The organism is Naumannella huperziae (genome assembly GCF_054073625.1).
Window position 1 is genome coordinate 1,907,937 of record NZ_JBSXPH010000001.1, and the last position, 13,488, is coordinate 1,921,424.

The 13,488-nt window shown below is 71.1% G+C and carries 11 protein-coding genes; 10 read left to right on the forward strand and 1 reads right to left on the reverse strand.

The genetic code is table 11. The features are described 5' to 3' along the window. Positions 1 to 127 precede the first annotated feature (127 nt). From ACXDC7_RS09180 to ACXDC7_RS09205, 6 genes are all read left to right on the forward strand, one after another. Positions 128 to 775, forward strand: coding sequence for a TetR/AcrR family transcriptional regulator (locus ACXDC7_RS09180; protein ID WP_179443837.1), 648 nt, complete (start codon positions 128 to 130; stop codon positions 773 to 775). A 437-nt stretch (positions 776 to 1,212) separates the two neighbouring features. Beyond that, positions 1,213 to 2,382 (forward strand): acyl-CoA dehydrogenase family protein, encoded by a 1,170-nt coding sequence (locus ACXDC7_RS09185; RefSeq protein WP_179443836.1) that lies wholly within the window; start codon positions 1,213 to 1,215, stop codon positions 2,380 to 2,382. Between the two features lie 6 nt (positions 2,383 to 2,388). Beyond that, complete coding sequence (locus ACXDC7_RS09190; protein ID WP_459221931.1) at positions 2,389 to 4,530, forward strand: acetate--CoA ligase family protein; 2,142 nt, start codon at positions 2,389 to 2,391, stop codon at positions 4,528 to 4,530. A gap of 57 nt (positions 4,531 to 4,587) precedes the next feature. After that, positions 4,588 to 5,712, forward strand: coding sequence for a citramalate synthase (locus tag ACXDC7_RS09195; RefSeq protein WP_459221932.1), 1,125 nt, complete (start codon positions 4,588 to 4,590; stop codon positions 5,710 to 5,712). Next, positions 5,709 to 6,926 carry a CaiB/BaiF CoA transferase family protein gene (locus tag ACXDC7_RS09200; protein WP_179443833.1) on the forward strand — a complete coding sequence of 406 codons (1,218 nt, stop codon included), beginning with the start codon at positions 5,709 to 5,711 and terminating at the stop codon, positions 6,924 to 6,926. Before ACXDC7_RS09195 ends, ACXDC7_RS09200 begins: the two co-directional genes overlap by 4 nt. Then, a complete protein-coding gene (locus ACXDC7_RS09205) occupies positions 6,923 to 7,711 on the forward strand; it encodes an enoyl-CoA hydratase/isomerase family protein (protein WP_459221933.1) in 789 nt (262 codons plus the stop codon). The genes ACXDC7_RS09200 and ACXDC7_RS09205 overlap by 4 nt, the downstream gene beginning before the upstream one ends. Before the next feature lie 8 nt (positions 7,712 to 7,719). Here the strand turns inward: ACXDC7_RS09205 and ACXDC7_RS09210 are convergent, their stop codons facing one another. After that, a complete protein-coding gene (locus ACXDC7_RS09210; RefSeq protein WP_179443831.1) occupies positions 7,720 to 8,493 on the reverse strand; it encodes an IclR family transcriptional regulator in 774 nt (257 codons plus the stop codon). Positions 8,494 to 8,583: 90 nt separating this feature from the next. Between ACXDC7_RS09210 and ACXDC7_RS09215 the strand changes: the two genes are divergently transcribed. The 4 genes from ACXDC7_RS09215 to ACXDC7_RS09230 all read left to right on the forward strand — a co-directional run bounded on the left by ACXDC7_RS09215 (position 8,584) and on the right by ACXDC7_RS09230 (position 13,479). Beyond that, the gene (locus ACXDC7_RS09215; protein ID WP_459221934.1) at positions 8,584 to 9,744 is read left to right on the forward strand and encodes an acyl-CoA dehydrogenase family protein; all 1,161 of its coding nucleotides are present in this window, start codon (positions 8,584 to 8,586) and stop codon (positions 9,742 to 9,744) included. Positions 9,745 to 9,977: 233 nt separating this feature from the next. Beyond that, positions 9,978 to 10,745 (forward strand): HpcH/HpaI aldolase family protein, encoded by a 768-nt coding sequence (locus ACXDC7_RS09220; RefSeq protein WP_179443829.1) that lies wholly within the window; start codon positions 9,978 to 9,980, stop codon positions 10,743 to 10,745. Next, positions 10,742 to 12,145, forward strand: coding sequence for an MmgE/PrpD family protein (locus ACXDC7_RS09225; protein ID WP_179443828.1), 1,404 nt, complete (start codon positions 10,742 to 10,744; stop codon positions 12,143 to 12,145). Before ACXDC7_RS09220 ends, ACXDC7_RS09225 begins: the two co-directional genes overlap by 4 nt. Then, on the forward strand, positions 12,142 to 13,479 hold the full coding sequence (locus tag ACXDC7_RS09230) for an MFS transporter (protein WP_179443827.1): 1,338 nt from the start codon (positions 12,142 to 12,144) through the stop codon (positions 13,477 to 13,479). Before ACXDC7_RS09225 ends, ACXDC7_RS09230 begins: the two co-directional genes overlap by 4 nt. The last annotated feature ends 9 nt before the right edge of the window (positions 13,480 to 13,488 follow it).

Sequence of the window (13,488 nt, forward strand, 5' to 3'; positions counted from 1 at the left end):
TGCTCTGGAAATACGGACGAGGACTGTTCTAGAATACGTTCTAGTCGGCGTCAAGTGCATCGACCCACTCGGGTCTGAGCGCCCGGGTGCCATGATCGGCAGCGCAGCCGGGGAGAGGCGGGATCGGATGGGTTCGAAGTCGTCGGAATCGATCACCGAGACGGCGCGCCCGGATCGGCGCCGGCGGGGCGATGACGCCAGGAAGCGCCGCGACGACACCAAGTCGCGCATTCTCGACGCGGCGCTGGAGGTGTTTCTCGAACGCGGCTACGCCGATGCGTCGGTGGCGGAGATCGTCGAGCGATCCGCGGCCAGCGTGGGCAGCGTCTACCACCACTTCGGCGGCAAGGGCGAGCTGTACGTCGCGCTGTGGCAGGACTATCAGCGTGCCTATCTCGACGCGGCCCAGGCCGCCGTGCGCGCGGCGAAGGAGTCCGGGGAAGCGGATCCGGCCGACCTGCTCGTGGCGGGCACCCGCGCCTACCTGGAGCGGGCCTGGGCCCAACGCGAGCTGGCGGCCCTTTTCCTCGGCCTCGACGCGCCCGCCGAGCTTGCGCGGCTGCAACGCCAGATTGCCAACGAGTGGATCCGCCAGAACGCCCGGTTGTTGCGCTCGACGGGCCCGGAGGGGCGGCTGCAGGTCGCGATCCTGACCGGCATGATCGGCGACGCCACCCACGCGGTCGTGCATGCGCGCGACCGGCGCGAGTGTCGACGCCTGATCGCGCGCAGCCTGCACTACGTGCGCCTGCTCGCGACCGATCGGGGCGAGTGAGGTGCGCGATATCACCGGGTGGATCGACGGGCTTGACATCGCTCCGCCGGCTGGACCAGATTTGCCAACCTAGAACGGGTTCTAGAACCGACTTGGTTCACCATTGAGTCGGCGGCGGCAGCCGAGCCGGACGACGGCACGGTGGCCCGGATCCGTCGAGACACAGTTGTCGTGCTGGCCGAATCAAAGGAGATGCAGTGCCGCAAACCCGGTGCCGGGCCGCGATCCGCGGCGCCCGGGTCGCGTGCACCCCCGCTCCCTTCGGTCGACCGGCCACCGGCGCCGAGGCGGCGCCCCACTCGAGCGATCGCGCCCCGATGGACGGCGAGCGCGTCGTTCCCCCGATCGGTCGGACCCGCCGCGTGCCGGCGAGCCGATCACTGCAAGTCGCCGGCGGCTCGCGGGCCTGAGCAGAAACCAGAAAGAGGACAACGATCATGGACTTCACTCTCTCCGAGGAACAGCGCGACATCCGGGACACGATCCGCAAGTTCGTCGCCAAGGAGATCATCCCGCTGGAGCAGCAGGTGCTGCTGAACGAGCGGGAGAATCGCCCCGGCCTGGAGCCCGGGCAGCTCAAGGATCTGCGCGAGCGCGCGCGCAAGTCGGGATTCTGGGGCATCAACACGCCGGCCGAGTACGGCGGCGCCGAGCTCGGCGCCGTGATGGCGGCCGTGATCTCGATGGAGGTCTCGCGCAGCTTCGTGCCGTTCTCGTTCGGCGGCGACGCCGACAACATCCTCTACCACGGCAACGAGGAACAGAAGCGGGAGTACCTGATCCCGACCATCGAGGGTGAGCGCCGCAGTTGCTTCGCGATCACCGAGCCGGGCGCCGGGTCGGACGCCCGCGCGATCCGTACCCGCGCGGTGAAGGACGGTTCGGACTGGGTGATCACGGGCGAGAAGACGTTCATCACCAACGGCAGCGAGGCCGACTTCGTGATGGTGTTCGCCGTCACCGATCCCGAGAAGGGCGCCAACGGCGGCGTGACCTGCTTCCTGGTCGATCGGGAGATGGGCTGGGAGTCCCGGCCGATCCCGACGATGGGTGAGTGGGGTCCCGCGGCGCTGAGCTTCGAGGGCGTCCGGGTGCCGGAGCGCAACGTGCTCGGCGAGGTCGGACACGGCTTCGATCTCGCCATGCAGTGGATCGGCAAGGGCCGCTGGATGATCCCCGCCCGCTGCGTCGGGGCGGCCGAGCGGCTGCTCGAGATGGCCATCGAGTACTCCAAGCAGCGCGAGTCGATGGGCCACCCGATCGCCGACTACCAGGCCATCCAGTGGCAGATCGCCGACTCCCACGTGGAGACCGAGGCGGCCAAGTACCTCACTCTGCTCGCCGCCTGGCAGCAGGAGCAGGGTCTCGACCCGCGCCACCACAGCTCGGTGGCCAAGCTGTACGGATCGGTGATCAGCAACCAGGTCGTGGACCGCGTGCTGCAGATCCACGGCGGCATGGGCTACACCAAGGAGCTGCCGATCGAGCGGTGGTACCGAGAGCTGCGCCTGATGCGCATCTTCGAGGGCACCGACGAGATCCAGCGCCGCACCATCGCCCGCAACCTGCTGCGCGGGCACGTGCAAATCGGACAGATCGGGGCCTGAGCTCAGATGACCGTCGAGGAAATCACCGAGGTGCCGGCCGAGTTCACCGCGCGCCTGAACGAGCTCTTCCGGCCGCGTGGCATCGCCATGATCGGCGCCACCGACAAGTCGCGGTGGTCGGTCAACGTGTTGCAGAACCTGGAGCGCTACGAGTTCGCCGGTCCCATCCACCTGGTCAACCCGCGCGGAGGGCAGGTGCACGGGCGGCAGGCGTACAGCTCGATCGCCGAGCTGCCGGACGGCGTCGACATGGCGTTCGTGATGGTGCCGACGCGCGCCGTCCTGGACACCATGACGGCGCTCGCCGATCGCGGCATCCGGACCGCGGTCGTGCTCACCGCCGGCTTCGGCGAGCTGGGCGAGGAGGGCGCCGCGCTGGAGCGCCAGCTCGCGGACCTGTGCCGCGAGCGCGGGCTGGTGATCGTCGGCCCGAACGGCAACGGATTCATCCACGCCGCCGCCGGGGTGGTGCCGTTCGGCATGCCGATCAGCCCGCCCCTGCTTCGTGGGTCGGTCGGCTTCGTCCTGCAGAGCGGGGCCCTGGCCAGCTACGTGCTGCACTTCGCCCAGGCGCGCCGGGTCGGCATCAGCCTGCTGGTCGCGATGGGCAACGAGACGGTGCTCGGGCTGACCGATGTCGTCCGTTACCTGATCGCCGACCCGGACACCAAGGTGATCTGCCTGTTCCTGGAGTCGATCCGCGAGCCCGAGGAGTTCCGGCAGGCCTGCGCCGAGGCGCGGGCCGCGGGCAAGCCGATCGTCGCGGTCAAGGTCGGACGCAGCTCGGTCGGTGCCAGCGTCGCGCGTGCCCACACGGGCTCGCTGGTCGGCGACGAGCGGGTCACCGACGCCGCGCTGAAGCAGCTCGGCGTGATCCGGGTGCCCAGCCTGGAGGATCTGGTGATCACGGCGGACCTGCTGACCCGGCTGCGCGACAGCACGGCCGGCCGGCGCGTCGGTGTGGTCACCGGGTCGGGCGGGGCGTGCGAGCTGCTGGCCGATGTCGCCGAGGACGTGGGCATCGACCTGGTGGAGTTCACCCCGGAGACGGTGGCGGAGCTGCAGTCGTTCCTGCCCGAGTTCGCCACCGTGCACAACCCGATCGACGTGACCGGCTACGTGCTGGTGGACCCGACGCTGATGGCGCACTCGCTGGAGGTGGTCAGCCGCGACGCCAACGTCGACCTGGCCCTGATGATCACCGACGCGGTACGCGAGTCCAGCCCGGCCGACGATCTGATCGAGGAGTCGATGCGGCGCAATGCCGCCATCGTGCGCGCCTCGGACAAGCCGGTCGAGCTGATGAGCACGACGCTGCTCGACATCACCCCGTTCACCCGCGAGATGGCCGAGCGGGCCGACTACCCGCCGACCGTCGGCGGCATCGAGCACGGCATTCGCGCCCTCGGCCGGGCGATCGACTGGCTGGAGTGGGTCAGGTCCGACGAGGCCGCGACGGCCCCCGCCGCGCCCCCCGCTGTGCCCGTGCCCGACGGCGTCGCCGGGCAGACCTGGACCGAGCATGCCGCGTCGGCGTACCTGGCCGAGCACGGCGTGCCGATGGTGCCCAGTCGGCTGGTCGGCGGCGCCGACGAGGCGCTGACCGCGGCGCAGGAGCTGGGCTTCCCGGTGGTGCTCAAGCTGGCGGCCGACGACATCGCGCACAAGAGCGACATCGGCGGCGTCCGGCTGAACATCACCGACGAGGCGACGCTGCGCGAGGCCTACGCCGGCGTGGAGCAGGCCGGCCGGACGGCGGGCGTCGACCCGGTCACGGTGCTGGTCCAGCCGCAGCGCTCGGGCCTGGAGCTGATCGTCGGCATCGCCACCGACCCCACCTGGGGCAAGGTGTTGGCCGTCGGTCTCGGCGGCATCTGGGTGGAGATCATGAAGGACAGCGCGCTGCGCGTGCTGCCCGCCACCCGCGAGCAGATCCGCGCGGCGTTCGAGGAGTTGCGGGCCGCCCCGCTGCTGCACGGCGCGCGTGGCGCCGCCGCGGTCGATCTCGATGCGCTGGTCGAGGCCGTGTACCGGCTGGGCGAGCTGGCGGTCGGCCTCGGGCCCGCTGTCGACTCGATCGAGCTGAACCCCCTGCTGGCCACCCCCGAGGGCGTCGAGGCCGTCGACGCGCTGATCACGTGGGCGTGAGCGATCGGGGACCGGAAGCGATTCGAGCAAGATCGGAACAGAGAGGACGCTGACCCGATGTCATACCCGAAGGTGACGATAGTCGAGGAGGGCATGCGCGAGGGCATGCAGATCGAGAGCGAGACGATCGGGGTCGAGGCCAAGATCGAATTGCTGGACGCCTTGTCCCGGACCGGCCTGAGCAGGATCGTGATGGGCTCCTTCGTCAGCCCCAAGTGGACGCCGCAGATGGCGCAGATCGACGATGTGGCGAAGCGGTTCACCCGCGTACCCGGCGTGCAGTACACCGCGCTCGCGCTCAACGAGAAGGGGCGCGAGCGCGCCGCCGAGCACGACCTGGCGACCCGCGTCGGCCTGCCGCGCTCGCTCGTCCACGTCTGCGACGTGTTCGTCCGGCGCAACGCGAACCGCTCCCAGCAGGACGAGATCGACGCCATTCCCGCCACCGTCCGGCGCGCGGTCGACGCCGGCGCCACCGAGGCGATGATCGCGGTCAACGCCGCGTGGGGCTCGAACTGGCTCGGCGAGTTCAGCGACGAGCAGCGGATGGAGCTGCTGCAGCGCCAGCACGACGCGTGGACCGAGGCGGGGATCGCCGTCACCGGCATCTCGTTCGGCGACCCGATGGGCTGGAACGTGCCGCACAAGGTGGCGGGCCAGCTCCGGGCGGCGCTGGAGCGGTGGCCGGAGATCCGGACCGTGCACCTGCACCTGCACGATGCCCGCGGCACGGCGCTGACCTCGGCGTACGCGGCGCTGGAGGTGCTGGACGATCGGCACGAGCTGATTCTGGACACCGCGATCGGTGGTATGGGCGGTTGCCCGTACTGCGGCCACGGCCGGATGACCCGGATGATCCCGACCGAGGACGCCGTCGACATGCTGCACGAGATGGGCATCGAGACCGGCGTCGACCTGGACAAGCTGATCGAGGCGGCGGCGCTGGCCGAGGAGGTCGTCGGTCACGAGCTGTGGGGACACGTCTCCAAGGCGGGGCCGCGGCCGCGCGGGGAGCGGCTGTATGCGATGGACATGCCCTTCATCGAGACCGCCGAGCAGGCCCAGCACTTCCGCAAGGGCCCGCAGGTGTACGCCGGTGCGCGATCCCCGTGGCGCGAGCCGATCACCTCCCCGGCCCGCGACGCCGTCGAACGTTCACTGCAGGAAGGAACCACCCGATGACCCAGGCCAGCACGCCGCCGGCCCCCGACGCCGCGGAGCAGGTGCCGGGCAGCCTGTCCGGCATCCGCGTCCTAGACCTGACCGGCAATGTCGCCGGGCCGTTCGCCACACAGGTGCTCGGCGACCTCGGCGCCGACGTGATCAAGGTCGAGCGGCCCGGGTCGGGCGACGACACCCGCGGCTGGGGTCCGCCCTTCTGGGGCGGCGAGGAGGGGCTGACCTTCGCCTCGCTGAACCGCAACAAGCGCAGCATCACCGTCGACCTGAAGTCGCCCGAGGGCGTCGAGCTGCTGCGCGAGCTGATCGGCACGGCCGACGTCGTCGTGCAGAACCTGCGTCCGGGCGCGCTGGACCGGATCGGCCTGGACTGGCCGACCATCCGCGAGCTCAACCCGCGTGTCGTCTACTGCGCGATGACCGGCTTCGGCCCGGAGGGGCCGCGCGCGACCGATCCCGCCTACGACCCGCTGATGCAGGCCTTCAGCGGGCTGATGAGCGTGACCGGTGAGGACGGCCGACCCCCGGTGCGGATCCCGGTCTCCATCCTGGACAAGGGCACCGGCATGTGGGCCGTGATCGGGATCCTGGACGCGCTGCGCACCCGCGACGCGACCGGCCGCGGCGCCCGGGTCGACGTCAGCCTGCTGGACACCGCGCTGACCTGGGAGGCCACCCAACTGATGACCTACCTCAGCGAGGGCAAGCTGCCGCCGCGGCTCGGCTCGGGCTCGCCCGGCGTCGCGCCGTACGGGGCCTTCGCCGCCACCGACGGCGACGTGGTGATCGCGGCCGGCAACCAGCGGCTGTGGGAGGCGCTGTGCTCCGCGCTGGACACCCCGCAGTGGCTCGAGCTGGCCGAGTACGCCGACAATGCCGCCCGGTTCGCCAACCGGGCCGCGCTGAACGAACTGCTCGCGGCGGAGGTCGCCCGGTACAGCGTCTCGGAGCTGTTGGCGCGACTGACCGCGGCGGGCGTACCCGTCAACCCGATCAACACGGTCGATCTGGTGGTCGACGACCCGCAGGTGGCCGCGCTCGGCTCGATCGAGCGGATCGATCACCCGCGGCTCGGCGACTACGCACTGATCCGTACGCCGATCAGTGTCGACGGGCGCCGCTCGCCGACGCGGCTGTTGCCGCCGCAGCTCGGAGAGCACGACGACGAGGTGCGCCGCGAGGTGCGCGCGGGTGCCGAGGAGGGAGCACGCCGATGAGCGAGCAGGACAACGTTCTGTACGAGGTGGCCGACCGGGTCGCCACGATCACGATCAATCGCCCGGACCGGCGCAACGCGTTCGATTCGCCCACCCGGCGCGAGCTGATCGCGCGCTTCGCCGAGGCCGCGGCCGACCCCGACGTGTGGTGCCTCGTGCTGACCGGGTCCGGGACCAAGGCGTTCTCCGCCGGCGGCGACCTGCGCAGCTTCGACGACGCCGCCAAGGCGGGCCGGCGCTACCAGGAGACCCCGATGGAGGGGGCCGAGCGCAACCTGTTCGAGACGCTGCTGGAGGTCTACAAGCCGACCATCGCGGCGCTCAACGGGCCCGCGGTCGCCGGCGGTTGCGAGCTCGCGCTCGCCTGCGACATCCGGATCGCCGCCAAGCACACCGTGCTCGGGCTGCCCGAGTCCAAGCGGGGGATGGGCGCCAACTTCGGCAGCGTCATCCTGCCCCGGCTGGTGCCGCGGGCGATCGCCTTCGATCTGCTCTACACCGGCCGCTACATCGACGCCGAGGAGGCGGCCCGATGGGGGCTGGTGAACCGCGTGGTGGAGTCCGACGAGCTGGCCGAGACGGTACGCGCCTACGCCGCCGAGCTGGTCGGCAACGCCCCGCTCACGCTGCGCCGCTACAAGGAGATGATGGTGAAGGGCTGGGGGCAGCCGGTGCCCTCGGCGCTGCGCCTGAACGTGGGCCCGAATCCGTACCTCAGCGAGGATCGCCGAGAGGGCGCGGCGGCCTTCCTGGAGAAGCGCCCGCCGGTCTGGCAGGGGCGCTGAGCCGGGCGTCAGTTGGTGGCACCGGGGCCGGCCTCGCGCTGGGCGCCGAGCAGGTGGGAGATGGTCGAGGCCGCCCGCGCCACCATCGGCGCGGCCTCGCGCATCTGGCGCGGCGTCGGGAAGCCGGTCGCCGAGATCGAGCCGAGGACCTGGCCGTCGGAGCCGAACAGGGGCGCGGCGACACACAAGATCCCCTTGCCGGACTCGGCGAGGTCGTAGGCCACCCCCTCGGCGACCACTCGACGCAGCGTGCGCTCCAGCATCGCGGGCGTCGGGTGCGCCCGGTCGGGCTGCCAGGTTGCGGCGATGATGTCGTGGCGCAACTGCGGCGCGGTGTGGGCGAGGATGGCCTTGCCCAGCCCCGTGCGCAGCGCCGGCCGCCGGTCGCCCGCCGGGGTGCGCACCCTCGCCCGGGGCGCGGTCAGGCGTTCCAGGTAGACGACCTCGGTGCCCGACAGGACCGCGAGGCTGATCGTCCGGTCGGTCGCCGCGCGCAGCAGCTCCATCGTGGGGCGGGCAACCGGCACCAGCGCCTGCTGGCGCCAGGCCCGCTGGCCGAGCTCGAACAGTCCGAGCCCGAGCCGGTAGTCGGCGTCCACGCGCTCCAGCAGGCCGAGCTCGACCAGCTCCGCGCAGATCCGCGAGGCGGTCGGCTTGGGCAGGTCGGCGCGCGCCGCGATGGTGCGCAGCGGGAGCACCGGGTCAGCCGAGGTGAAGCTGCGCAGCACCGCAACGGACCGCGAGGCCAGAGATCTTTGGTCGTTTCGTCTGTCGGAACGCATCAGTGCGATTCTCGCGAGCGGTTTTCGTAAAGTCAAGGGGTAGCCGACAACGGGTGCAATGGCGCCCAAGCAGACCACGAAGGAGTGGGAGTGGATTTCCAGCTCAGCGAGCACCAGGTCGCAATTCGGGATGCCGTAGCCAAGTTGTGCTCGCGGTTCGGCGAGGACTACTGGCAGCGCGAGGACCAGGGTCATGAGTACCCCCAGGAGTTCGTCGATGCGCTGCAGGAGGGCGGCTGGCTCTCGCTGCTGATCCCCGAGGAGTACGGCGGCGGTGGCGGCACGATCTCCGATGCCGCGGTAGTGCTGGAGACCATCAACCGCAGCGCCGGGACGGGCAGCTCCGCGCACGCCCAGATGTACACGATGGGCACCATCCTGCGACACGGCAGCGAGGAGCAGAAGCAGCGCTACCTGCCGAAGATCGCCTCGGGAGAGCTTCGCCTGCAGGCATTCGGGGTCACCGAGGCCGATGCGGGGTCGGAGACAACCAAGATCAGGACGCGCGCTGTGCGCGACGGTGATCACTACGTCGTCAACGGCGGCAAGATGTTCACCTCCCGCTTCCAGCACTCCGACCTGATGTTGTTGCTGGTTCGCACCACGCCCTACGACGAGGTCGAGAAGCCGACGCGCGGGCTGAGCACCCTGCTGGTCGACCTGCGCGAGGCGCGCGACCAGATCGAGGTGCACCCGATCGAGACGATGCACAACCACGAGACGAATCAGCTTTTCTTCAACGACCTGAAGGTGCCGGTCGAAAATCTCATCGGCGAGGAAGGGCGCGGCTTCAATTACATTCTTTCGGGAATGAACGCCGAGCGCATTCTCACCTGCTCGGGCGTTTTGGGGGCGGGTTTCTGGTTCATCGATCGGGCATCGGCGTACGCGAGCGAGCGCGTGGTCTTCGGTAGGCCGATCGGCCAGAACCAGGGCGTGCAGTTCCCGCTCGCCCAGGCCTACGCCCGGCTCGAGGCTGCCAGCCTGATGCGCTGGCACGCGGCCTCGCTGTTCGAGAGCGGCGAGCAGCCGGGCGCGCAGGCCAACATGGCCAAGCTGCTCGCCTCGCAGGCGACCTGGGAGGCGGCGAATGCGGCGATGGACACCTTCGGCGGCTACGGCATGACCAAGGAGTTCGGCATCGAGCGCAAGTTCCGCTCCTCGCGGCTGTCGCTCGTCGCGCCGGTGAGCAACAACATGGCACTCGCCTTCATCGGGCACAACGTGCTCGGCATGCCGAAGTCGTACTGACCGCCCGTCCGCCCGCGATCGACCGGCCGCCACCGATGCCGGCACCCCCGATCCCCGAATGCGGGCGTCGCGACGCCCGCATTCGGTCAAGACCGTCGGCCGTGATCCGGCCGATCCCTCCACGACGAAGTGAGAGCCCCCATGAATCCGACAGTGCCGAATCCCGCCCCGCCGAAACCGGAGCGCGCGCTCGCGGCGGCGGTGCCGCGCCGGCTCACGGACGGAGCGTCGGCATGAACTGCGTCGACATGCGGGCGCGGCTGCGGGCCGCCGAGCGGCTCGTGGGTGTCTTCGTCAACCTGCCCGCGCCGGGCCTGGTCGAGCTGCTGGCCTCCGCGGGCGTCGACTTCGTCGTGATCGACTGCGAACACGGGCTGTTGAATCCCGAGTCGGTCGAGGGCCTGATCCGGGCCGCCGGTGCCAGCGGCATCGGCGCGATGATCCGGGTCCCGGCCGGCGAGCCCGCCGCCATCCAGCGCTATGTCGATGCCGGCGCGAGCGGCGTCCAGGTGCCGATGATCGAGACCGCCGAGCAGGCCGCGGCCGTCGTCGCGGCGGCGCGCTACGCCCCGGAGGGCCGGCGCGGCGTCGCGGCCACCCGCAGCAACGGCTTCGCCGCGCCCAGCGCCGAGCGGCTGCAGACCGCCAACGAGACCACGGCGATCGTGTTGCAGATCGAGACCGGCGAGGGCGTCGCGGCCGCCGCCGAGATCGCCGCCGTCCCCGGGGTCGACTCGCTGTTCATCGGCCCGACCGACCTGGCGCACGCGCTCGGCCGCGGCGGCCAGCTCGATCACCCCGACGTCGACCAGGCCATCCGGACCGTCCGCAAGGCGGTCGGCGACCTGCCGCTCGGCATCCTCGTCGGCTCGGGCGAGGACGCCGCCAAGCGCGCGGGCGAGGGGATGAGCTACCTCGTCGGCACCAGCGGGGGGTTGATCCGCGCCGCGGTACGCGGGCTGGTCGACACCGCCCGCTCCACCTCCGGGGCGCAGTCGTGAGCGCCGAGGGCCTGACCGGCGACCTCGCCGCGTTCGTGGCCGACGCCGAGCCCGGCGCGGTCGACGCCGAGACCCGCGCCGCCGCCCGGCGCGCGATCCTGGACACCGTCGGCGTCATCCTGGCCGCCCGCGGCGACTCCACGATGACGACCCTGGCCCGGGCGCGCGCCGGTTACGAGCGGGTGCTGGCCGGCGACGCCCCGGCGCCGCTGACGGTCTCGGAGTTCGCGCTCGGCGCCGGCACGGCCGCGCACGCGCTGGACTTCGACGACGTCACCGACACGCTGAAGGGTCACCCGAGTGTCGCGCTCGTGCCGGCGCTGCTCGCCGCGGCGCAGGGCCGGGCCGTCAGCGGGGCCGAGCTGCTCGAGGCGTACGCGCTGGGCTACCAGGTGGCGGTCGCCGTCGCGGACGGCCTCGACGTCAAGGGCCACTACAAGCAGGGCTGGCACACCACGATCAGCATCGGCATCTTCGGCGCTGCCGCGGCCGCCGCCCGGCTGCTCAAGCTGGACAGCGCGGCCACCGCCCGCGCGTTCGGGATCGCCGCCACCGCCGCGTCCGGCAGCCGGCAGAACTTCGGCACCATGACCAAGCCGCTGCACGCCGGTCTGGCCGCGATGCTCGGACTACGGGCGGCACACCTCGCCGGCGCCGGCTTCACCGCCGACCCCGGCGAGCTGGAGGCGCCGCTGGGCTACTACGCCCGGCTCGGCCAAGACCTCGACGCCGACGCGGTGCGCGCCACCCTGACCGAGCGCTGGTCGCTGCGCCAGCGGGGGCTCAACGTCAAGCGCTACCCGTCCTGCTACAACACCCACCGCAGCGCGGACAACATCCTCGACCTGCGCGCCGACGGGCTACGGGCCGCCGATGTCGAGTCGGTGCACATCGCGATCGAGCCGCGCGGGCTCGGCCCGCTGATCCATCACCGCCCGACGACCGGGCTGCAGGGCAAGTTCTCGATGGAGTACGTCGTGGCGGCCGCGCTGCACGACGGCGAGCTGACGCTCGCCACCTTCACCGACGACCGGGTTCAGCGCCCCGAGGTCCGGGCGCTGCTGCCGCTGGTCCGCGCCGAGGAGGTGGCGACGCCGCCGGTGGGCGAGCCGACCTTCCGGCACGCGTACTCGGTGCTCACCGTGCGCCGCACCGACGGGACCGAACACGTCGTGCGCACCGACGAACCCAAGGGCGGCGCGCGCCGCCCGCTCACCGATGAGGAACTGCACGAGAAGTTCGCCGGCTGCCTGAGCTATGCCGGCTACTCGGGGGACGAGATCGCCGCGGTCGCAGGCCGGATCGACGGCCTCGACGAGACGGCCGACATCGCAGGCACGGGTCTCGCGCAAGCCGTGGCCGAAGTCCTGGACGCACGTTCGAAGGAGAACGCTGGATGAGTGTGAAATCGCAGGATCGCAACGGGCCGGGCCCGTCGGTGCTGGAGGAGTCCGGCCTGGAGGCGACCGGCAACCGCGTACCCACCCGGGGCTGGGTGGTGCTGGGCGTGCTGATCATCTTCATGCTGATCAACTACGCCGACCGCACGGTCCTGGCCTTGGCCGGTTCCTACATCATCGACGACCTCGGCCTGACCTCGACCCAGTTCGGGTTCCTCGGCAGCGCGTTCTACTTCCTGTTCGCGGTGAGCGCCGTGCTGGTCGGCATCATGGGCAGTCGGCTGCCGCTGAAGTGGCTGATCCTCGGGCTTGCGATCTTGTGGGGCATCACCCAGATGCCGGTGTTCGCGCTCGGCACCTGGGGCTCGCTGGCCTTCAGCCGGATCAGCCTGGGTGCCACCGAGGGCCCGGCCAGCGGGTTGTCGAACACGGTCAGCTACACGTGGTTCCCCGACAGCAAGCGCGGCCTGCCCAGCGCCGCGCTGAACGCCGGCACGGCGGCCTCCAAGATCATCGCCGGTCCGCTGATCGCGTTGGTGATCATCACCTGGAACTGGCGCGCGGCGTTCCTCACGGTGGCGCTGATCTCGTTCGCCTGGGCGCTGCTGTGGCTGTTCGTCGGCAAGCTCGGCCCCGTCGGGCTGGCCGAGGAGGCGCAGCCGATGACCATGCGCGAGCGCTGGATGCCGGTGCTGCGCGCGATGCGTACCCGCACCTTCATCGGCCTGCTGATCGTCACCGTGCCGCTCTACGGACTGGTCGCCGTGATGACCACCTGGTTCCCCCTCTACATGGAGAAGGGCCTCGGGATGGACGAGGTGACCGCGGGCATCCTGATCGCCGCCCCGGCGATCGGCGCGGTGCTCGGCGCGCTGTCCTTCGGTGCGCTGTCCGACGCGATGGCCCGCCGCGGAGCCTCCCCGCGACAGGCGCGCGGCCTGCTGTGCAGCGGTCTCGTGGCGCTGTGCGGAGGCACCCTCGTGGTGTTCTCCCTGGTCTCGCTGCAGGGCTACCTGGCGGTCGCGGTGCTGTCGCTGATCTACGGCATCGGGATGGGCGGCCTGCCGCTCGCCCTGCCGTCGGTGGGCGCCCTGGTCGATCGTCGGCTGCGCTCGACGATCCTCGGCACGTTCCTCGGCGTCCAGTCGATCTCGGGCGTCGCCGCCCCGCTCTTCGTCGGGATCATCCAGGACCAGTTCGCCGAGCCGCTGCCCGGCTTCCTGACCTCGTTCATGGTCCTCGGCGGTCTGACGTTGATCGGCGGCCTGATCGGTGCGGTGATGGTGGACCCGGCGCGCGACAGCGTGCAGCCGGTCGCCGCGAACAACGGCTGAGGCAGGACC